The organism is Haladaptatus sp. AB643 (assembly GCF_024136975.1).
Lineage (GTDB): Archaea > Halobacteriota > Halobacteria > Halobacteriales > Haladaptataceae > Haladaptatus.
Genome location: NZ_JAMYJW010000016.1, coordinates 26,458 through 47,474, shown reverse-complemented (window position 1 = coordinate 47,474; position 21,017 = coordinate 26,458). Strand labels below are relative to the sequence as shown.

Sequence of the window (21,017 nt, the reverse complement as noted above, 5' to 3'; positions counted from 1 at the left end):
GGATACGATTTTGTCGCGAGCACGATCGCGATGAACGGCCGCTTTTAGCTTCCTGTGTACAGCAAACATCGAGCGCAAGTGAAACCGCGACACACCGCTTTTTTGTTCCGTGCCCGCTTTCGGGACAATAGATGACCGTCCGGGAAGTCGCCGTCGAGGCGTACCGCGAGGCTCTCCCCGCGCTCGCAGCGAGCATGGTGGGTGGGCTGTTCGCCGGTATCGTCCTCGGGGGAATGCGCGCCGAACTCCGTCAGGTGGCCGGGTTGTTGGTTCTCGTTCCCGCCCTCCTCGCTACCCGTGGGAACGTCTACGGGTCGCTCGGCGCGCGTCTCGCGTCCGGACTACACCAAGGGCTGGTCGAACCGTCGTTCGTTCCCGACGACGAACGGGTCTGGGCGGCGATCGTCGCCTCGCTGGCGAATGGCATCCTCGCCAGCCTGTTCGCGTCCGTGGTCGCGTTCTTCATCCTGAAAGCACTCTCGCAGGACGTCGCATCATTACCGACCCTGGTCGCGATCGCGCTCATCGCCGGATTGCTGTCCGGTATCGCACTGACGGTCGCCGTCGTCATCGTCGTGTTCGCGGGGTATCGTCGCGGGAAGAACCCGGATACGCTCGTCGGTCCGCTCGTGACGACGACCGGCGACGTGTTCGGCATCTCGTTTCTCCTGCTCGCGGTCAAAATCGTCCTCGCACTCGGGGGTGGGTAGATGCCGACGCGCTGGACGGTTCGATCCATTATGCGAGCGATGCTGCCGGTGTTGCTCGTTCTCACGGTCGTCGAACTCGGGAGCGGACTCGTCCTCGGGTCGTTCCAGCAGACGCTCCTCCAGTATCCCACGCTGCTCGCGCTGGTGCCGGTAACGATCGGCACCGCGGGCAACCTCGGTAGCATCCTCGCCGCTCGCCTCTCGACGGCGTTCCACCTCGGGACGCTCTCATTCGGTCGGGAGGACGAAGTGCTCGCGGGGAACGCCGTCGCCACGGTCGCTCTCGCGATCACGATTTTCCCTGTCGTCGGCTTCGGCGCGTGGATGTTGACGTGGTTCATCGACGGAACGGAACTCGGGTTGGGAACGGTCGTCCTCGTCTCGCTAACCAGCGGTATCGTCCTCGCGTTCGTCGCGGTGCTCGTCACGCTCGTCGCCACGTACGTCGCCTATCGGTTCGAACTCGACCCGGACGACGTGGTGATTCCGGTCGTCACGAACGCCTGTGACGTGCTCGGCGTGATCGTGTTGTTCGCCGTGGTGGAACTGCTGGTGTGAAAAATCGTTCCGCTATCGGTCCCGGTCGCTATTCGTCGCTGTCTATCGGTTTTCCGTCCTTCGTCGGCGGGGCAATGTAGTCCACGAACGATTCCACGTCCGGGTCGTGGACGTCCATCCGAACGTGAATCTCGCCGAGTTCGTCGGGGTTGCCGACGGCGAAGTTGACGACGCCCTGGAACGCCGCCTGCTTTTTCAGATCGAACGAAAGGGTGTCCCCGTCCTGCCCGGAGAAGAACTCCCCACGTGCCGTGTCGAGGATTTCCTGCCGGTGGAGCAGTTCGGAGAAGTGTTCGACGCTGTGGGCTTCCGCGACGAGTTCGCCCTCGTCCGACGTCACCTCCGCGCCGGGAAAGACGTTCTCGATCGCGTCCTCGATTCGTGCTCCGATTTCCGTGTCGTGCACGGGGGCCGTGATTCGAATATCGACGCTGTAAATCATGGTTTGTCGGTCGCCTCCACGTTTTCCAGTCCCGCCACTCCGTCCTCGAACAGCGCTCGGATCCGACGGCGGAACGCGTCGAGCGAGCGCGTGTTGTCGATAACGGCGTCGGACCGCGCCATCGCACGGTCGAGACCGAACCCGAGTTCCCGGTCGTCGCGTTCCCGAAGCCGTTCTTCGTCGGCGTCGGAGTGGTCACGTCCACGCTCCCCCAAGCGGTCGGCCCGAACCTCGAACGGCGCTTCGATGCTCACCAGTACGAAGTCGTCGCCGAACGCTTCCTCGAACCGTTCGACCTCCACGCCGGAGCGGATGCCGTCCACGAGGACGGTGTCCGCGCCCGTTAGCGCGTCGTCTATCTGCGGCAGTGACGCCTGCGCGATGGCGTCCGGGCCGTTCTCCTCGCGGAGCGCTTTGGCGATTTCGCCGTGGTGTTTCGCCGGGTCGAGACCCCGGTCACGGCAGGCGGCGCGGATGACGTCGCCCATCGTGACGACGGGAATCCCCATCTCCTCGGCAACGGTGGCGGCTTCGCCTTTGCCGCTCCCCGGAAGGCCGACGGTTCCGATTACTCGCATCGTCTTGGTTTTGTCGTGAACCGTGCTTAAGGGCTGTGTTTGCGGGACAGAATCCCAATCCCTTATGAAGGCTGACGAATAACGAGATATCGAGGGCACGTAGCTCAGTCTGGATAGAGCGTCGGACTTCTAATCCGACGGCCGTGGGTTCGAATCCCATCGTGCTCGTCAACCTTTTCCTGCGCTCACTTCGTTCGCTGGCAAAACGTTGATGAAAAGCACGGCGTCACCCCCTCCGGGGGTTCCTTGGCCCGCTCGCTTCGCTCGCGGTTCTTTTTCTTGAGAATACCGCCACGCCACCAAACGTCACCGCACACAGCAACACAACCGCTTCCGCATCGCAACGACCCCTCACAACCGCTTCCGCACCGCGACCACCATCGAACTACCGCGAATCCTGTCCAGCATCAACCCGGAATGCACATCACCGAAAAAGCAGGTCACGGAGTGGAGAGGAGGCCGGGAGGGCTATGGGTCGTGACGTCGTGGCCTAGTCGAGCATGGAGTACGAAATTACGAACCAGCCAGCGTTCGCCGAACTCGTACTGACACTGGAGGCAGGGGAGGAAATACGGGCCGAGTCGGGGGCGCTGGTCAGCTACTCGGGAACGGTGGAACTCTCGCCGGGAACGGACGAGACGCCGGAGCACGCTTCCCTCGGCGAAGGGACGCCGTTTTCCACGACGTTCGCCGCGGACCAGCCCGGAACCGTCCGCCTCGCGCCGCCGTTTCCGGGCGACATCTTTCGATACGAACTGCGGGACGAATCGCTGTACGTCCAGTCCTGTTCGTTTCTCGCCGCAGAATCGGGTATCGACTTCGAGGCGACGTTCAGCGGTGAGGAGGCGTTCGTGAAATGTGCCGGGGATTTCCTCCTCGAACTGTCGGGAGCGGGTCTCGCGTTCCTATCGAGCTACGGGGCAGTCTCGGTGGTGAGTCTCGACCCCGGCGAGCGATACGTCGTGGACACGGGGCACGTCGTCGCGTTCGAAGGCCCCGTCGATTTCGACGTCCACCACGTCGATGGACTCCGATCACCCGGCGACGGACGGGGTGGTCTCCTCTCCGAGTTCGAAGGTCCGGGAACGATCTGGTTACAGTCGAGGAGTCCGGTGGCGCTGCTGTCGTGGCTGCTCCCGAACATGCCGGGCGAGCACTCACAGCGATAGTTGTAACTGTCAACGACAAGAGGCGGAATTTGCGCCCCGCACGACGCTTATTTATGGGGAGGTAGAACGGGTGAGTATGCGAGAGGATTTCCTCTTACTCAACCCGGGTCCGGTACCCCTCGCTCGCGACGTTCGACAAGCGATGAGCGAACCGATGGTCTCACACCGTTCTGCGGAGTTCGAATCCGTCTACGAGGACGCCCAGAACGGCCTCGACTACGTCTTCGAGCGTTCGTCGCTCGACGGGACGCCGACGACGGAGTCCGACGGCACCAGCCTCATCTTCAACGGAACCGCGACGATGGCGATGGAAGCCGCCGTCGCCAACCTCGCAGGTGAAGACGACGAGGTGGTTTCGGTCGTGAACGGCAAGTTCGGCCGTCGCTTCAAGCGAATCGCAGACCGCTACGCGAACGTGACGCCGGTGGCGTTCGACTGGGGCCAATCCATCGACCCCGAGGCGGTCGCGGAGGCCGTCACCGACGACACGAAGGTCGTGACGATGGTCCACAACGAGACGAGCACCGGTCTGCTGAACCCCGTCGCCGAAATCGGAGAGATCGCGGCCGAACACGACGCCTACTTCGTCGTGGACGGGGTGACCTCCCTCGGCGGCGACGAGTTCCTCATCGACGAGTGGAACGTCGACGTCGCGGTCACGGACGCCCAAAAGGCCCTCGCGGCCCCGCCGGGAACGAGCGCGATGTACGCCACGCCCCGCGCACAGGAGGCGTTCGACGGCGAGAGCGCACCCTTCTACGAGGATTTGGAGTGGCACCTTCGAAAGGCCGACTCCCATCAGACGCCGTTCACGAGCGCGGTTCCGCTGTTCCGCGGCCTCGCGCTCGCCGTCGGCCACATCGAGGACGAGGGAATGCCCGAGCGCATCGCCCGCCACCGCCGTCAGTCCAGCGCGTTCCGTGCGGCGTTCACGACGATGGGTCTCTCGATGTTCCCCGAGCGAAACGACGCCTCGGAGTACTCGAACACCCTCACTGCCATCTCGCTCCCGGCTTCCGTCCGGGAGAACCCGACCGACTTCTTCGACGCCGTCACCGAACGCGGCGCGAGCATCAGCGGCGGTCAGGCACACCTCGGCGGCGAAATCTTCCGCGTGAGCAACATGGGCAACCTCTCCGACGAGCAGATCCTCCGCGGCGTCCGCACCATCGGCGAGGCGTTCCTCGAAGTCGGCGCGGACGTGGACGTCGAAGCCGGGATGGCCGCCGCCCGCGAACAACTCCGCTAGCGAATCGTACTCGATCTGTTTTCCGTTGACTCGTTCGTCTTCGTTGAGAGTGAAACTCCCGAGTCGTGGATGTTGCAACGCCAAAATCGAGGTACTCCCGTAGCGAACGAGAAGAGGAGTTGAAACGTCAAAAACCGCTATCCGTCGTTCACGACCGAAGCCGCGATTCGTCGCCGGTGCCCTCGGTCAGCGCGCTTGCGACGGCACCTTTCAGGACGACTTCGTCCCCGAGGGTCGTCACCTGCACGTCCGGGACGTTGTTGAGCAGGTGGTTGCCGACGCGTTCCCGGATCGGGTCCACGACGAGTTCCTCGTTGTTGAGGACGACAGCGCCGCCGAGGTAGACCACGATGGGCGCGTAGGCTTGGACGACGTTCGTCACGCCGACGGTGTTCCAGTGGGCGACTTGCTCGATGACGTGGTCGGCGAAGGCGTCGAGGCCGGCGTACTCGAACACGTCCTTTGCCGAGAAGTCGGGGTCGTCGAGCGGGAGGGACGTCGCCACGCTCTCGTCTTCCTTCGCCAACATGCGGGCGTACTCGGGGATGTTGTTACCCGAGCAGTAGGCTTCCCAGTGGCCGTCCTTGCCACAGCCACAGGTTCGTCCGCCGTGTGGATCGACCAGCATGTGTCCTACTTCGCCCGCGTTGCCGTCCCATCCGGTGAGGACGTTTCCATCGACGCTGACTCCGGCACCGATACCGCTCGAAATCGTGATGTAGACCATGTCGTCGGGGTTGCGGTCGCTGTAGAATCGTTGCCCGATAGCGCCCGCGTTGGTGTCGTTGTGGAGGTATATCCGGTCGCTCCCGATGAGCTTGCTCACCGGACCGGTCAGCGGAATCCGACCGATGGTGTCCGGCAGGTTTGCCGGGCCATCGACCGCTCCCTCCGCGAGATCGAGCGGACCGATACTGCCGATCCCCGCCGCCTGGATCTCTCTCGGGTCGACGTCTGCGTTCGTACACGCACCTCGAATACTTTCGAGCACTGCCTCGGTAACCGCAATGCCGTTCGGTCCTCGTGGCGTGCCACGGTCGTACGTGCCGATGACGTTACCGTCCCCGTCGGCAACCGCCGCCCTGACGTTGGTCGCCCCGAGGTCTACACCCGCGTAGTAGGCCATTCAGGTGAACTAACGTCGTCCGTCCCACTTAACTACAGGCATTTACTCGTGGACGAGTTCTCCCGACTCGACAGGTCCGGTTGTCAATTCTGACGGGTCGGGTTGTCGAAGTTAACTGGTTCGGCGTCGTGTATCGATGCATGACCGAGGACTTTCCCGACGACCTCTCGGACGACCTTGCCGACCTCGACGACGAAACCGAGTCCGCGCTGCACCAACTCGAACTCGGTATCGAGGGACTCCGTAAAGCACACGGTTACCTCGTCCAGTTTCACCACGTCACCGGCCACGCGATGGAGCACTTCAGCGAAGCCGAGAACGACCTCCGTGACGCTGGCCACGACGACATCGCCGATCACATCCGCGACGAAATCCTTCCGTGTGGCGTTCTCGGAGGCGACCGCTGGACCTACGAACTGGTCGAATCCTTCGAGACGGGATTCCTCCACGATATCGAATCGTTCGAACGTGTCACCCGCGAGGAGATTGCGGGGGGAGAACGCCACGTCCGCGAGCGACGGATGCAACGGGAGTGGCAGGAACGCGCGGAGGAATAGCTGACGGCGGTCGCGGAGATGCTAATCGAACGCTCACCGATACTTGGATCGGGTGCGGTCAGGTGATCCGTTCAAAAGAGGCGAAAATTCTCGGGGCGCTCAGTCCTCGCGCACGAACGTCACGGGACAGGGAGCCGAGAGCATGACTTCCTGTGCGGTGCTGCCGAAGACGGCCTTCCCGGTCGGCGAGCGTTTGCGGCCGCCGACGAAGATGCTGTCGGCGTTCACGTCCTCGGCGAGTTCGACGATGGTTTCGCCGTGGTGGCCGATGGACCCACGAACCGAGTAACCGATGTCTTCAGCGTCGAGCGCGTCCGAGAGCGATCGAATCGTCGCGTGTCGCGCCGCCACTTCGTCGGAGTTCGGTTTCCCGGCCGGGTCGTAGTCGAGTTGCTCGACCACGTCCTCGAACTCGTCGTCGGTGAATACGTGCGCGAGCACGACTGTCGCACCTGTCGGTCCCGCCACATCGATGACGGCGTCAGCGAGTTTTCCCGTACGGTCCGCGTCGCCCGGTCCTACGGCGAGAAGAATCGTCTCAATTCCCATGGTATCAGGTCTCCATGCAGAATATTAAAGATAGGGGGGTTCACTCATAATTGGAGAAGGTCATGCCTCGGACGGAATCCCGACCTCGTCGGCATCAAACTAATTGGGATTGCACCGCGAAGGTCGCCCATGATCACACCCAACCTCGATGGACGGGTCGCACTGGTGACCGGTAGTTCGAAGGGCGTCGGCCGGGAACTCCTCCTTTCACTCGCCGACTGCGGGGCCGACGTGGCCGTTCACTACCACTCCAGCAAGGACGTCGCCGAGGACGTCGCCGACACCGCCCGTACGCACGACGTCGAAGCAATAACCGTCAACGGCGACGTCACCGACCCGAACGAAGTAGACGACCTCTTCGGGACCGTCGAAGCCGAACTCGGGGGCGTCGACGTGCTGGTGAACAACGTCGGCCCGTTCGCGCCCGACCATTGGGAGGACATCTCTTTCGACCGCTGGAACGCCGTGCTGAACGGCAACATCAACGGCACCTACCTCTGTTCGAAGCGGGCGCTTCCGGAGATGCGAGCGTCGGGGTTCGGTCGCATCGTCAACATCGGCTACGCGAGCGCCGAGAAGGGACTCATCAGCCCCAAAAACGCCCCGTACTTCATGGCAAAGGCGAGCGTCCTGATGTTCACCCGAATGCTCGCGGCGGACACGCAGGATGACGGCGTGACGGTCAACGCGATTTCTCCTTACGTGGTCGAGAACTCCGACGTGTTCCCGGACGATTTACCCCGTGACCGCCCCGCCGAATTCGAGGACATGGCACAGGCACTGCGGTTCTTCGTCGACGACGACAGCGACTACCTGAGTGGCGTGAACATCGAAGTGGACGGCGGTTGGTTGCCGGAGAAAGTCTGACTCCGATTTCGGACTCAGTTCCCTTCCAACGCGTCGATGGCGATTGCGGCCGCGACGAGTGCGGTCTTGGATACCGCGTTCGACTCCTCGACGCTGATATCGTACACGTCGCGGAGCGAAAACCGTCCCTCGATTTCTCCGATGGAGTTCCCGTCCGGTCCCGAGATGGTATATCTGTGCGGTAGGAACGAGAACAGCGTCGAGAACGACCGGAGCGCCTCGATTATCGCGCTTCTGGATTCGACTTCCGCGACTTCCGCCCCGTCGGGTGTCTTTATCGTCCAGTGATGATGGAAAATAGTGAAGTCCTTCGAGAGGACGATAACCGGTTCGTCAGTTCGTTCGTCCACGAGGACGTAATCCCCGGCGACGTCGAGGACGTTCTTCGCCTTCACGCGGAACACCGTGTTTCCGTCCGCATCGAAGAACGGGAACTCCTCTTTCATCTTGAACAGCTTCTGTTTCGATTTCAGGACGAGATTCCCGCCCTCGTCGTAGACCTTGTACTTGTTCCGAAAGTAGCTCTGCTTGACGGTGTACTCGTCATCGTCGAGGGTCACGCCGCCGATGTCGTGTCGCTGCGTTGGGGGTTCCATTGACCGCCATTTCTCACGTCCTCATATTTAAACTTGAGGCCGGAAGGTCGGGAAGGGAGCCGAACGGAATCACTCGCCGCCGTCGGTCTGTGCATCCGCCCCTTCGGCCTCCGCTCCGTCACCAATGTCCTCGATTTCCGACCGGCGCTGGATCGCTCGTTCGATGAACTCCCGTGGGAGGTCTTCGATCTCTCCGGCCTGCACGTGCCAGAGGTTCGCGTAGAGTCCGCCGAGCGCCAGCAGGTCGTCGTGGGTGCCGCGCTCGACGACCGTCCCTTCGTCCAAGACGACGATTTCCTCGGCGTCCTTCACCGTCGAGAGGCGGTGGGCGATGGCGAACGTCGTCTTCTCGGCCATCAGCGAGGCGAGACTGCGCTGGATGAGCGCCTCCGTCTCGGTATCGACGTGACTCGTCGCCTCGTCCAACACGAGGATGGCGGGGTCCTTGAGGATCGTCCGCGCGATGGACAACCGCTGGCGTTGCCCGCCGGAGAGTTTCACGCCGCGCTCGCCGACCATCGTGTCGTAGCCGTCGGGCAGGTTGCTGATGAACTCGTGTGCTTCGGCGGCCTTCGCGGCTTCCTCGATTTCCTCGTCGCTCGCCTCGAACGAACCATACGAGATGTTCTCCCTGACGGTGCCGTAGAACAGGAACGGCTCCTGACTGACGTAGCCGATGGCCCGCCGCAGACTGCGGAGGTTCACGTCGCGGATGTCGGTTCCGTCGATGCGGATCGCGCCATCGTCCACGTCGTACATCCGCAAGAGGAGTTTGAGGACGGTCGACTTTCCGGCTCCCGTGGGGCCGACGAGGGCGAGCATGTGCCCCCGCTCGGCGCGCAGGTCGATTCCCTCCACGACTTCCTCGTCGCCGTAGCCGAAACTCACGTCGTCGTACTCGACGGTGCCGTCGGTCACGGTCAAATCGGGAGCGTCGGACGTTTCGTCCAACGTCCCGCGTTCGTTCATCAGACTGTACACGCGGTCGCTCGACGCTTCGGCCCGCTGGTAGATGTTGATGATTTGCCCGAACTGCGCCATCGGCCAGATGAACTGCTGGCTCAAGATGACGAACGTGACGAACGTGCCCGGTTCGAGCGCGCCGGTGAGCGGTCCCGGAGCGCCGGAGAGGAGCCAGAACCCGCCGATGCCGAACGTGACGGCGTAGCCGATGCCGGTCAGCAGGCTCAGGCCGGGAAAGAACGTGATGCGGGTCGTGATTGCGTCCCAGTTCGTGTCGTAGTACTCCTGTGACGCCTCCTCGATGCGCCCGGACTCGTACCCCTCGGCCGTCTCGGATTTGATGACGCGGATGCCGCCGAGGTTGTTTTCCAGTCGGGAGTTGAGCGCACCGACGCTGGCCCGCATCGCGGCGTACTTCGGCTGGATGGTCCGCACGAACAGGTACGTGAAGGCCGCAAGCAGCGGCACCGGCAGGAGCGCCACGACCGCCAGCGACGGGTTCAGCGTGAACAAGATACCGCCGATGCCGACGATCATGACGCCGATGCGGAGCGCCGAACTCAGCCCGTCGTTCAGAAACGTCTCCAGTTGGTTCACGTCGTTGTTCAGGATGGACATCAGTTCGCCCGTCTGCTTGCCGTCGAAGAACGTCATGTCCAGCAACTGCATCCGATCGTAGGTGTCCACGCGAAGCTCGTGTTGGACGCCCTGCGCGAACGCGTTCCAGCCCCAGCCTTCCACCCACGAGAATACCGCCCCCACCAGAAACGACGCGAGAACGATACCGATGGAGAGCCAAAGCTGTTCGGTCGGCGTGGTCGGGAGCCACCCCGAGGGAATCGGCCCGAGACGGAACGCCTGTTTGTTCAGGAATATCGCGTCGATGGCGATGCCGAGAACGACCGGCGGTAGGAGGCCCGAGAGTCGTCCGAGCACCGTCCCGACGAATCCCGCGACGAACTGCGGGAAGTAGCCGCGGCCGTACTCCGCGAAGAGTCGCCACATCGTGTGTCGCTCCTCGTCCTCGTCGAATCGTTCGGTGTCGTTAGTCGTGCTGAATGAAATCACCTGTTCCGAACAGAGTAGGCGCTCAGCGGCTTTGTGTGTTTAGATGGTGGAAGTGAGTGTCGTGGTGGAGTGTGCGAGTGATGGCTTTTGATTCCACTTTCACTTTCACTCCGCTTTAATCTGCAACCGACAGGCATACCCTCATTCGGTCGCTGTCTGAGTCTAGATGAGCAAGGACTACATCGAAGTGCGGGGGGCCGAGGAGCACAACCTCAAAGACCTCGACGTGAAGATTCCGCGCGAGGAGTTCAACGTCGTCACCGGCCTGTCCGGGTCGGGGAAGTCCTCGCTCGCCTTCGAGACGGTGTACGCTGAGGGACAGCGACGCTACATCGAGAGCCTGTCGGCTTACGCCCGGAACTTCCTCGGGCAGATGGACAAGCCGCAGGTCGAGAACGTCGAAGGCCTGTCACCCGCTATCTCCATCGACCAGAAAAACGCGGCGAACAACCCGCGTTCGACGGTCGGAACCGTGACCGAACTACACGACTACCTGCGACTGCTCTATGCGCGCGTCGGCACGCCACACTGTCCGCAGTGTGGCCGCGAAGTCGGCGAGCAGAGCGCCCAGAACATGGTCCGCCGGGTGCTCGATTTGCCCGAGGGAACCAAGGCGAAAATCGCCGCGCCGGTCGTCCGCGACCAGAAGGGTGCGTTCGCCGACCTGTTCGACGAACTCGTCTCGGACGGCTACTCCCGTGTGGAAGTGGACGGCGAGGAGTTCGACCTGACCCTCGACCGCCCGGAACTCGACAAGAACTACGACCACACCATCGACGTGATCGTCGATAGGGTCAAGGTCAGCCCGGAGGCGCGAAGCCGCATCACCGACAGCGTGGAGACCGCGCTGGAGGAGGCCGAGGGCGTCATGAAACTCATCGTTCCGGACCCGCCCCAGGACGTGAACCTCGGCTCTGAATCCCGTTCGACGGGCGACTTGGCCGGGGACGGCGACGAGCGACTCGTCGTGGAGTTCTCCGAGGAACTCGCCTGCACGCACTGTGGCATCGACTTCCGCGAAATCGAGACGCGGAGCTTCTCGTTCAACAGCCCGCACGGGGCGTGTCCCGAGTGTGAGGGTATCGGCGAGACGAAGGAGATAGACGAGGACCTCGTCGTAGAGGATCCGAGCAAACAGCTGAAACACGTCTTCGAGCCGTGGAGCTACCAGCGGACCTACTACCGCCGACAGCTCGATTCCGTGGCGAAACACTTCGACGTGAGTCTGACGACCCCGTTCGAGGACCTCGCCGAGGACGTCCGGCAGGGATTCCTCTACGGCACCGACGAGGACGTGCTGTTCAAGTGGAACACGAAGAACGGAATCCGACGCAAGGAGGAACCGTTCGAGGGCGTCATCCCGAACCTCGAACGACGGTACATCGAGACCGACAGCGACCGGGCGCGGAACCACATCGAGGAGTACATGGCCGTGACGGAGTGTCCGGCCTGTGACGGCACGCGACTGCGCCCCGAGAGCAGGTCGGTGTACGTCGATGGCACGTCGATCTCGGAAGTCAACGGGATGTCCATCGGGGACGCGTTGGAACACTTCGAGAACCTCGAAGCCAACCTCACGGAACGACAGAACCGCATCGCCGAGGAGATTCTCAAGGAGATTCGCGCTCGACTCGGCTTCATGGAGGAGGTCGGCTTGCAGTATCTCACCCTCGACCGGGAGGCTTCGACGCTATCGGGCGGCGAGAGCCAACGGATTCGGCTGGCGACCCAGATCGGGTCGGGACTGGTCGGCGTGCTGTATGTGCTGGACGAACCCTCCATCGGGTTGCACCAACGCGACAACGACCGTCTGTTGAACACGCTGTGTGAACTCCGCGACCTGGGGAACACCCTCATCGTGGTCGAACACGACGAGGAGACGATGCGACGGGCGGACAACGTCATCGACATCGGACCCGGTCCAGGACGGCGCGGCGGCGAAATCGTCGTGCAGGGAGACGTGGACGAAGTGATGGCCCACGAGGACAGCATCACGGGCGACTACCTCGCTGGCCGAAAGGAGATTCCCGTCCCCGACGAACGACGCGAGAGCGAGGACAGTATCACTATTCGCGGTGCACGCCAGCACAACCTCAAGGACCTCGACGTGAACATCCCGGTCGGGAAGTTTACGGCCGTCACGGGCGTTTCCGGGTCGGGCAAATCCACGTTGATGCACGACATCCTCTACAAGGGATTGGCCCGCGAGATGAACGACAACACCTCGGTGGACCCCGGCGAGCACGATTCCATCGAGGGAATGGAGCACATCGAGAAGGTGCGACTCATCGACCAGTCGCCCATCGGTCGGACGCCGCGCTCGAACCCGGCGACGTACACGGGCGTGTTCGACTACATCCGAGAATCGTTCGCCGAGACGAAGCTCTCCAAACAGCGCGGCTACGAGAAGGGTCGCTTCTCGTTCAACGTGAAGGGCGGGCGTTGTGAGGAGTGTGGCGGGCAGGGAACCGTCAAGATCGAGATGAACTTCCTCTCGGACGTGTACGTCCCGTGCGAGGAGTGTGGCGGCGCGCGCTACAACGACGAGACACTGGACGTGACCTACCGCGGTGCGACCATCGCGGAGGTGCTCGACATGTCCGTCGAGGAGGCCCACGAGTTCTTCGAACACGACTCGCGCATTCGCCGTCGTCTGAAACTGCTGAAGGACGTCGGTCTCGATTACATGAAACTCGGCCAACCGTCCACGACGCTCTCGGGTGGGGAAGCCCAGCGCGTGAAACTCGCCGAGGAACTCGGCAAGAAGGACGCGGGCGAGACGCTGTATCTGCTGGACGAACCGACGACCGGACTCCACCACGAGGACGAGCGCAAACTGGTCTCGGTGCTTCAGCGACTGACGGACAAGGGGAACACCATCGCCGTCATCGAGCACGAACTCGACCTCGTGAAGAACGCGGACCACGTCATCGACCTCGGTCCGGAAGGTGGCGAGAAGGGTGGTCAAGTCGTCGCGACCGGTACGCCGGAGGAAATCGCGCGGACAGAGGAGTCCTACACTGGCCGGTATCTTCGGGATAAACTCCCTGCGATCGATCTCGATGGTCCACGTGCCGACAGGCCTGCACCGGCAGCGATGGACGACTGAAAATCGGCGCGTAACCACTGTTTCTCCCTCGATAATGGCGTCCTTACCGCAGAGAATCGCACGCTTATACCTCTCAATCGTAATTAGTTTGAAAACTCCTGGCGGCTAAGCACTGGATAACAAAGTGTCGTCCGCGGTAACAACGCAGTCGTGTTACGTCCGGGTGGCGGTGGTATAGCCGAAACAACCGATTGCGACTTACCGGTGGCATGAGTTCGACTGATGGAACCCCACAAGAACTGTCCGAAGACCTCATCTTCGACGTTCTGAAAAATCGACGACGACGATACACGCTCCACTATCTGAAACAACAGGGGCGACCAGTGGAACTCAGCGAACTCGCCGAACAGGTGGCCGCGTGGGAGAACGACACCACGGTGGAAGGCCTGTCCGCGAACGAGCGCAAATCGGTGTATACGTCGCTGTACCAGACTCATCTTCCGAAGCTTTCGGATGCCGGTATCGTGGAGTACAACCAGAGTCGAGGTATCGTGGAACTCTCCGATAACGCCGCTCAACTGGAGGGGTACTTGCGTCCGCAGGACGAGTTCCCGTGGATTCGCTACTACCTCGGTCTCGCGATAGTGAGCGCGGTCCTCGTATTGGCCGATTTCCTCGGTATCCCACCGTTTTCGGCCATCCCCGACAAGATCTGGGGTGTCCTCATCGTCGCCCTCTTCGCGTTTTCGGCGTTGGTTCATTACCTTCGCCGTCGGCAACTCGGGACGGGTGAACGGCCGCCGTCGGCACGGTAGCGACCCGAAACGAGAAACAAGCTATTTGACGGACGGGCCGTAATCGAGGATAATGCACGATTTCGTGGTAGTCGGTGCGGGGCCCGCCGGGTCACGGTTTTCACGACGGGCTGCGAACGCGGGACACGACGTTCTCGTTCTCGAACGTGGACGAGTGGGGACGCCACTCGCGTGTTCCGGCCACGTCAGTACCGACATTTGGAACTTTACTCCCGATGGAGCACGCGACGAGCTTCTGCAAAACGAAGTCTACGGTGCTCGGTTCCACGTCGATGGGCCGGGTTCGGCGGACCATCAGTTCTACAAGAAGGAAGTCATCTCCAACGTCATCGACCGGGTCGGTCTCGACCGGACGCTCGCCCGTGCCGCCGAGGATGCCGGAGCCGATTTGCGCGAAAACCACAGCGTCTCGGCGGTCGAGGAACACGGCGAATACGTCGATGTTACCGCGAACACGCCGGACGGAACCGAGACGTTTCGCGGGAAGATGGTGGTCGGCTGTGACGGCCCCGCCTCCCGTGTCCGACGGGAACTCCACCTGCCGGAGCCGGACGAGAAGCTCCAAGGCGTGCTCGGTTTCACGACCGAAGACGACGGCGGCGATTTCGTCGACGTTCACCTGACTGCACCTCGGTTCTTCGCGTGGCGAATCCCCCGTGGAGCGGAGGGCGTCGAGTACGGACTGGCCGCGCCGCCGGGCGAGAGCGCCCGCGAGTTGTTCGACCGATTTACGGCGGACTACGGCGTCGAAATCGGGAATTTCTGCGCCGGGATGATTCCCATCGGTCCGGCACCGCGCGTCACCGCACATCGAGGGTTCCTCATCGGCGACGCCGCCGCGCAGACGAAGCCGTTCACCGGCGGGGGAATCCTCTACGGGATGACTTCGGCCGATCACGCCGCCGAAACGGTCGATCCCGACGACCCCGGAACGCTCGCCGATTACGAGCGCGCGTGGCGTCGGGAACTGAAGAACGAAATCCGACTGGGCCACTGGCTGCGGCGGGCGTACTCGCTCCCGAAACCGATCCAAACGGTCGGTCTCTCGGCGATGGAGGGCGAAATCGGCGTCCACATGGACAAACCCTCGTCGCTCTTCTCGACGGACCACCTCCGGACGTTGCTGAAACGCACCTCGTAGGCTCGGACTACCCGAAATAGCGTGTGATGCCGTCTCGATCCTGCCCCCATTTTCCGTTTTCATAATCCCCGTAACGACATGCTGGTTTCCTGTGGGACAGCGAGCGACGGATCGTACCGTCGTCCGCTTTCGATTCGTCGTGACGACCGAACGGGGAACTGGTAGTTTGGCCTCCGGTATCTAAATGCACAGTCTATTAAATTTAATTTACAAAATTACTAGAGAAAATATTTTAAATGAGTTCTACTTTTGGATGAATGGAACATGCCATCCAGACGTAACCTACTCAAGACGATCGGTACGGCAGGCACGGCGGGACTCGGTGCGGTTGCGTTCAGTGGAACTGCTGCGGCCAAGCCGACGGTCCATTGGCAACCGGCCGATTCGAGCAACTACACGGCGGCGGACCGTGGTGCGGGACTGATCGACTGGGTCATCATCCACACCGTACAGGGGTCGGCGAGCAGCGCGGCCAACTGGTTCCAAGACCCCGACGCGGACGTCAGCGCACACTACATCGTCGCCGAGGACGGCTACAAATATCAGAGCGTCAGCGACATCAACATCGCGTGGCACGCCGGTGACTGGGACTACAACAAGTACTCCGTCGGTATCGAACACGGCGGCTACGTCAGCGGGACCTACGAGGAAGCACAGTACGAGGCGTCGGCCAAACTGGCCAGTTGGCTCTGTGACCAGTACGGCGTGCCGAAACAGCACCCGACGAGCGTCCCGAGCGACGCCGCGAACCCGGCCAACGGCGGTATCATCGGGCACTCACAGGTCCCCTCCAGCAGTCACACCGACCCCGGTTCGAACTGGGATTGGGACCACTACATCGACCTCGTCAACTCCTACTGAGGTGAGCGGTCGAACGACCCGTTTTTTCACCGCTCGTCCCGGGCCATCCGTTCGAATCGCTGGACGAGATACCGAATCGACACGCCGAACGAGAGGACTCCAAGAAAGAGGAAGGCGACGAAGCGAAGCCAGATTCCGTCGGTGACCCCCGCGACGAGTGCCTTCACCGGCCAGTAGAGCGGCACGATTCCGACGCCGTACTGCCACGGTTCGGGGAGCAACGCGATTCCCGCGACCGGAACGATCAACAGCAGGCCGAGCAGTTTGTTGATGACCACGCCCTCGATGGAGTCGCGTGCTAGCCCCGCGAACAGGAACGCGATGGCTGGTCCAGCGAGCGCGACGACGACCGTAACGGCCACGAGCACGAGTGGCGGTACCCGGACGAGGCCGAACAGCATCACGGTCGGAATCGTCACGACGGCACCGACGAGATACGCCGTCGCGCCGCGGTAGCGAAGGTAGCCACGGCCGGTCAGGGGCGTCGTCCGGAGCGCGGCCAGCACGCCTTGCTCGCGGTCTTCGAGCACGAAGAAGCCGACCACGAACCCGTAGATGTAGGGCGGGAACGTGATGACGAATCCGAGCACCAGCGGATAGTACGGAACGAGCGAGATGGTCGGGAGATAGTGCTGGTTGAGGAAGGGGAGTGCAACGTGAGCGAGCAGGGCGAGCAGTAGCGGGCCGGTTCCCGCGACGAGGAGGAGCGGGTCACGGAACCACTTCTTCCCGTCCGCGAGCGCCATGCCGCCGACGGGTCCCAGATCACGAACCGTTCCGAGGCGGGACGATTTCGTCCCGTTCCCTCCGTTCGTTTCGCTCCGGGACGGACGGTGCTGTACGATGTGGCGATGGAACTCCCGCTCCGCCACGGCGAACGCGAGGAGGCTTCCGAGCGACAGGTAGCCCACCGCGTACACGAACTCCACCGACCCAATCCCGTGAAACGCGCCGTCGATGAGTATCAGGGCGGGTCGGACGGGAAGCAGGTAGAAAACCGGCGTGTCGAAGAGACCGAAGAACGACAGCAGCGGTGCGTACAGTACCGCGCCGTACAAAAGCGCGCTCAGGAAGTAGTCGTTTATCGAGTCGAACCGGGCGACGCTGACGAACCCGACGAGGACGAACGGAATCGACGTGAGCGCCACGCCGAGCACCAGAAGGGGGACGTTCACGCCGCTCGGATGGACGACGAGGGCGAGCACCGTCGCCACGACGACCGCGAGAAGGGTCAAGGACGTGACTTTGGAGACGAGATAGCCCCGGACACCGAGCGGCGAAACGACGAGGGCGTCGAGAACGCCCTCGCGTTTCTCGATGAGGACGAGCGCGGCGATGAAGTAGAAACCGAGGACGGCCGGGTCGGAGAGGACGATGAACACCAACCCACGCTCGGCCACCGATGCCGGGAGTTCGAGTCCGACGAACGCGACGACGTAGAACGCCGTCAGTACGGCGTACACGGTGTAGAAGCCGTATCGACGCTGAAGTCGTACGTCCCACCGAACCATCGCGGCGATCGGGTTCACTCTAATCTCTCCCCCGTCACTTCGAGGAAGACGGTCTCCAGCGTGGCCTCCTCGGTGTGGAGCGTTTCGATGTCGTTCCCCGCGAGCAGCGACCGGAACTTCGCGTTCCCGTTTAGCCCGTCGAGCGCGAACCGCGCGGTTTGCGGGCGGTTCCCATCGCGGTACTCCACCCGAACCGTCCGCGACCCGTACTCCCGTTTCAATGCCTCGGGGTCCCCGACGAGCGGAATCCGGCCATTCACGATGAACGCCACCCGGTCACAGAGTTGGTCGGCGACGGTCATGTCGTGGGTCGTCAGGAACACCGTCGTGCCAGCGTCGCGGAGGTCGGCGATGGCCGTCTTGATCCGCTTCGCGTTGCCGGGGTCGATACCGCTCGTCGGTTCGTCCAGAAAGACGAGTTCGGGGTCGTGCAGGAGTGCGCGGATGAAGTTGAGACGCATCGCCATCCCCTTCGAATAGGTGCCCACGCGCCGGTCGATGGCGTCCGCAAGTCCGACGAGCGAGAACAGTTCGTCGATATCCCTCGTTTCAGTCCGGTGGAGCGACGCGAACAGTTCGAGGTTCTCGCGACCGGTGAGTTTGGGATACTGGTTCGGGGATTCGGCCGAAACCCCGATTTTGTCGTAGTAAATGCCGTCCCAGTCGCGGACTTCCCGGTCGAAGACGCGGACTGACCCGCGGTAGTCGTCCAGCAGTCCGGTGAGGATTTTCTGGGTCGTACTCTTTCCGGCCCCGCTGGGACCGAGGAAGCCGAATATCTCGCCCGAATCGACCGCGAAGGAGAGATCACGAAGCGTGTCGTTCTCGGCGTTCGGGTACGCGAAATCGAGGCTATCAACGTGAATCATCGGTAGTGAGTAGGGTGGAAAATCGACCGCTGGAACGGTAATTGTCGCGTATCATTCGTCGAATAGTGGTTGGGCCGTCGGGTCCGAATATATGGTACGCCACATGTAGCCTTATTTATATGGGGTGCGGAGAGTGAGTCGATGGCTTCCGTTCGATTTCGGGTGACGCTCCCCGAGCGTCTTTGGATCGGAAAGATATCGCGCGAATACGAGGCCGCGGAATTCCGCGTTCTGTCCGGTATCGGCGGCGACGAGCGTGCGAGCGCGCTCGTGGAAACGACCGGCGTCCCGGTGGACGACCTGCGGGAGAGCGCGGAGCGCGACTCCTCCATCGACTCGTTTCGGGTCGTCATGCACGGCGACGGAAAGACCGTGTTCCGGAACGAAGCCACGTCGCACGAGACGTACGATATCTTCCGCGAGACCGGGACGATGCCGGAGTATCCGGTAACGATTCGAAACGGATCCGTGGACGTGAGCGTCACGGAAACGCGGGAGCGGGTCGTCGAATTGAAGCAGGCGCTGGAGAGGATGGGTGCGGCCGTCGAAATCGTCGCCGTTCGGACGACGGGCGATTCGAGCGGATTGCTCACCGAGCGCCAGGCGGAAATCGTGGACCTCGCCGTTGAAGAGGGGTACTACGAGGTGCCACGTCGCTGTTCGATAACGCGACTGGCGGAACTGCTCGACGTGTCGAAATCGACCGTGAGCGGGGTGCTCCATCGGGCGGAGTCGAGACTCGTGCACGAGTATTCGGCCGCGTCGTCGGAGTCGTGAACGGAAAAATCGAAAACGATTTTGCGTCTATTCCAGGTCGTACAGCGCGCCGTACTTCTCGTTCACGTAGTCGAGGAAGTAGTCGGCGGTGAAGCTCTCCCCGGTCGCGTGCTCGATGAGGTCGTCGGTGGTGTACAGACAGCCGTACTGGTGGATGTTGGTGGTCAGCCAGTCGTGGAAGTCGTCGAACTCGCCCGCTCGAATCTGGCCGTCGAGGTCGTCGATGTCCTCGTCGGCTTTCGCGTACAATTGCGCGGCGAGGACGCTGCCGAGCGAGTAGGTCGGGAAGTAGCCGAAACTGCCGTGGCTCCAGTGGATGTCCTGCAGGCAGCCTTCGGCGTCGGTGTCGGGGCGGATGCCCAGATATTCCTCGTACTTGTCGTTCCAGAGTTCGGGCACCTCGTCCACTTCGATTTCGCCGCGGATGAGTTGCTTCTCGATTTCGAAGCGCACCACGATGTGCATGTGGTAGGTCAACTCGTCCGCCTCGACGCGGATGAGGTTGTCCTCGTGGACGCGGTTCGCGGCCTCGTAAATCTCCTCGACGGAGACGTCCTCCGCGTCCGAGAAGCGTTCCTTGACGAGCGGGAGGAAGTTCTCCCAGAACGCACGCGACCGGCCGACGTTGTTCTCCCAGACGCGGGACTGGGATTCGTGGACCGTCAGGTCGCGCGCCTGACCGAGCGGCGTGCCGTACTGTTCGTCAGGCAGTCCCTGCGTGTAGGTGGCGTGGCCGAACTCGTGGACCGTGCTCATCAGCGCGCCGAGCGGGTCGCTCTCGTCGAAACGCGTCGTCACGCGGGCGTCGAACTGCGTTCCGCTGGAAAACGGGTGCGGCGCGGTGTCGAGACGGCCGCGGTTCCAGTCGTAGCCGAGCGTGTCGAGTACGTCGCGCGAGAGTTCCTCCTGAATCTCGGCGTCGTAGGTGTCCTGGAACGGCGTGGCGAGTTCCACATGGCTCTCGCGCACAGCGTCGATGAGCGGGACGAGTTCGTCGCGGAGTTGCTCCAAGGTCTCCTCCGCGGTGTCGATGCCGAGGTAGGGTTCGTACTCCTCGAACAGTACTTCGTAAGGGTCCTTGTCCGGGTCGATGTGCTCGGCGTACTCACGCTCCAGTTCGACCAGTTTTTCGAGCGTCGGCGCGAAAATCGAGAAGTCGTCCTCCTCGCGCGCTTGCTTCCACTTCGGCAGGGCTTCGGACGTGGTGCGCGAAATCTCCTCGACCAACTCGCCGGGGACGCGAGTCGCCCGCTCGTACTCCCGCCGAACCTCGCGGACGACGGCGGCCTGCTCGTCGTCCAAGTCCTCCGATTCGAGTTCGTCCAGCATCTCCCCCATCTCGTCGGCGGTCAACAGTTCGTGCGAAATCGCGGACAGCGCCGAGCGCTGTTGTGACCGGGCGGGCGTGCCACCTTCGGGCATCACGACTTCTTGGTCCCAGCCGAGAATTCCGGCGGCGTTCTGGACGTTCGAAATTCGTTTTACTTCCCCGAGAAACTCCTCGTACGTGGATTCTGTGGTGGCTTCAGTTGCCATCGTCGGATGTTTGGTGTCACCGATTA

At 62.4% G+C, this 21,017-nt stretch carries 20 protein-coding genes and 1 tRNA gene; 12 read left to right on the top strand and 9 right to left on the bottom strand.

The genetic code is table 11. The features are described from left to right. Positions 1-131: 131 nt before the first annotated feature. Both NKF25_RS22400 and NKF25_RS22395 read left to right on the top strand, forming a co-directional pair. On the top strand, positions 132-710 hold the full coding sequence (locus tag NKF25_RS22400) for a magnesium transporter (protein ID WP_253228852.1): 579 nt from the start codon (positions 132-134) through the stop codon (positions 708-710). Then, entirely contained in the window at positions 711-1,268 is a 558-nt protein-coding gene (locus tag NKF25_RS22395; protein ID WP_253228851.1) for a magnesium transporter, read from the top strand. A 28-nt stretch (positions 1,269-1,296) separates the two neighbouring features. On the opposite strand, the gene NKF25_RS22390 is transcribed toward NKF25_RS22395, so the two are convergent. After that, positions 1,297-1,710 carry an RNA-binding domain-containing protein gene (locus NKF25_RS22390; RefSeq protein WP_253228850.1) on the bottom strand — a complete coding sequence of 138 codons (414 nt, stop codon included), beginning with the start codon at positions 1,708-1,710 and terminating at the stop codon, positions 1,297-1,299. Further along, positions 1,707-2,288, bottom strand: a complete 582-nt coding sequence (locus NKF25_RS22385; protein ID WP_253228849.1) for an AAA family ATPase — start codon at positions 2,286-2,288, stop codon at positions 1,707-1,709. Before NKF25_RS22385 ends, NKF25_RS22390 begins: the two co-directional genes overlap by 4 nt. A gap of 93 nt (positions 2,289-2,381) precedes the next feature. On the opposite strand from NKF25_RS22385, the gene NKF25_RS22380 reads away from it, so the two are divergent. The 3 genes from NKF25_RS22380 to NKF25_RS22370 all read left to right on the top strand — a co-directional run bounded on the left by NKF25_RS22380 (position 2,382) and on the right by NKF25_RS22370 (position 4,706). Next, positions 2,382-2,456: transfer RNA gene (locus tag NKF25_RS22380), tRNA-Arg, on the top strand. 332 nt (positions 2,457-2,788) lie between these two features. Further along, on the top strand, positions 2,789-3,457 hold the full coding sequence (locus tag NKF25_RS22375; protein ID WP_253228848.1) for a TIGR00266 family protein: 669 nt from the start codon (positions 2,789-2,791) through the stop codon (positions 3,455-3,457). A 76-nt stretch (positions 3,458-3,533) separates the two neighbouring features. Continuing rightward, positions 3,534-4,706: an alanine--glyoxylate aminotransferase family protein gene (locus NKF25_RS22370; RefSeq protein WP_253228847.1), complete on the top strand. Its 1,173-nt coding sequence runs from the start codon at positions 3,534-3,536 to the stop codon at positions 4,704-4,706. A gap of 148 nt (positions 4,707-4,854) precedes the next feature. Here NKF25_RS22370 and NKF25_RS22365 read toward each other — a convergent pair whose 3' ends face one another. Further along, positions 4,855-5,832, bottom strand: coding sequence for an ROK family protein (locus NKF25_RS22365; protein WP_253228846.1), 978 nt, complete (start codon positions 5,830-5,832; stop codon positions 4,855-4,857). 140 nt (positions 5,833-5,972) lie between these two features. Here NKF25_RS22365 and NKF25_RS22360 point away from each other — a divergent pair, with 140 nt between their 5' ends. Next, the gene (locus NKF25_RS22360) at positions 5,973-6,389 is read left to right on the top strand and encodes a hypothetical protein (RefSeq protein WP_253228845.1); all 417 of its coding nucleotides are present in this window, start codon (positions 5,973-5,975) and stop codon (positions 6,387-6,389) included. 99 nt (positions 6,390-6,488) lie between these two features. Here NKF25_RS22360 and NKF25_RS22355 read toward each other — a convergent pair whose 3' ends face one another. After that, on the bottom strand, positions 6,489-6,938 hold the full coding sequence (locus tag NKF25_RS22355) for a universal stress protein (RefSeq protein WP_253228844.1): 450 nt from the start codon (positions 6,936-6,938) through the stop codon (positions 6,489-6,491). A 129-nt stretch (positions 6,939-7,067) separates the two neighbouring features. Between NKF25_RS22355 and NKF25_RS22350 the strand changes: the two genes are divergently transcribed. After that, positions 7,068-7,805, top strand: coding sequence for an SDR family oxidoreductase (locus tag NKF25_RS22350; protein WP_253228843.1), 738 nt, complete (start codon positions 7,068-7,070; stop codon positions 7,803-7,805). Positions 7,806-7,819: 14 nt separating this feature from the next. Here NKF25_RS22350 and NKF25_RS22345 read toward each other — a convergent pair whose 3' ends face one another. Together NKF25_RS22345 and NKF25_RS22340 are read right to left on the bottom strand one after the other, a co-directional pair. Continuing rightward, positions 7,820-8,401 (bottom strand): LURP-one-related family protein, encoded by a 582-nt coding sequence (locus tag NKF25_RS22345; protein WP_253228842.1) that lies wholly within the window; start codon positions 8,399-8,401, stop codon positions 7,820-7,822. Between the two features lie 69 nt (positions 8,402-8,470). Further along, positions 8,471-10,369, bottom strand: a complete 1,899-nt coding sequence (locus tag NKF25_RS22340) for an ABC transporter ATP-binding protein (RefSeq protein WP_253228914.1) — start codon at positions 10,367-10,369, stop codon at positions 8,471-8,473. Positions 10,370-10,598: 229 nt separating this feature from the next. Here NKF25_RS22340 and uvrA point away from each other — a divergent pair, with 229 nt between their 5' ends. From uvrA to NKF25_RS22320, 4 genes are all read left to right on the top strand, one after another. After that, a complete protein-coding gene (gene uvrA / locus NKF25_RS22335) occupies positions 10,599-13,541 on the top strand; it encodes an excinuclease ABC subunit UvrA (protein ID WP_253228841.1) in 2,943 nt (980 codons plus the stop codon). Positions 13,542-13,750: 209 nt separating this feature from the next. Continuing rightward, positions 13,751-14,296 (top strand): hypothetical protein, encoded by a 546-nt coding sequence (locus tag NKF25_RS22330; protein WP_066144798.1) that lies wholly within the window; start codon positions 13,751-13,753, stop codon positions 14,294-14,296. 52 nt (positions 14,297-14,348) lie between these two features. Further along, positions 14,349-15,437: a geranylgeranyl reductase family protein gene (locus NKF25_RS22325; protein WP_253228840.1), complete on the top strand. Its 1,089-nt coding sequence runs from the start codon at positions 14,349-14,351 to the stop codon at positions 15,435-15,437. A gap of 264 nt (positions 15,438-15,701) precedes the next feature. Then, positions 15,702-16,298, top strand: coding sequence for a peptidoglycan recognition family protein (locus tag NKF25_RS22320; RefSeq protein WP_253228839.1), 597 nt, complete (start codon positions 15,702-15,704; stop codon positions 16,296-16,298). 26 nt (positions 16,299-16,324) lie between these two features. On the opposite strand, the gene NKF25_RS22315 is transcribed toward NKF25_RS22320, so the two are convergent. Beyond that, the gene (locus tag NKF25_RS22315; RefSeq protein WP_253228838.1) at positions 16,325-17,827 is read right to left on the bottom strand and encodes an ABC transporter; all 1,503 of its coding nucleotides are present in this window, start codon (positions 17,825-17,827) and stop codon (positions 16,325-16,327) included. Next, positions 17,824-18,678 carry an ABC transporter ATP-binding protein gene (locus tag NKF25_RS22310; RefSeq protein WP_253228837.1) on the bottom strand — a complete coding sequence of 285 codons (855 nt, stop codon included), beginning with the start codon at positions 18,676-18,678 and terminating at the stop codon, positions 17,824-17,826. The genes NKF25_RS22315 and NKF25_RS22310 overlap by 4 nt, the downstream gene beginning before the upstream one ends. 141 nt (positions 18,679-18,819) lie before the next feature. Here NKF25_RS22310 and NKF25_RS22305 point away from each other — a divergent pair, with 141 nt between their 5' ends. After that, positions 18,820-19,455 (top strand): helix-turn-helix domain-containing protein, encoded by a 636-nt coding sequence (locus NKF25_RS22305; RefSeq protein WP_253228836.1) that lies wholly within the window; start codon positions 18,820-18,822, stop codon positions 19,453-19,455. A gap of 27 nt (positions 19,456-19,482) precedes the next feature. Here the strand turns inward: NKF25_RS22305 and NKF25_RS22300 are convergent, their stop codons facing one another. Further along, on the bottom strand, positions 19,483-20,991 hold the full coding sequence (locus tag NKF25_RS22300; RefSeq protein ID WP_253228835.1) for a carboxypeptidase M32: 1,509 nt from the start codon (positions 20,989-20,991) through the stop codon (positions 19,483-19,485). Between the last annotated feature and the right edge of the window lie 26 nt (positions 20,992-21,017).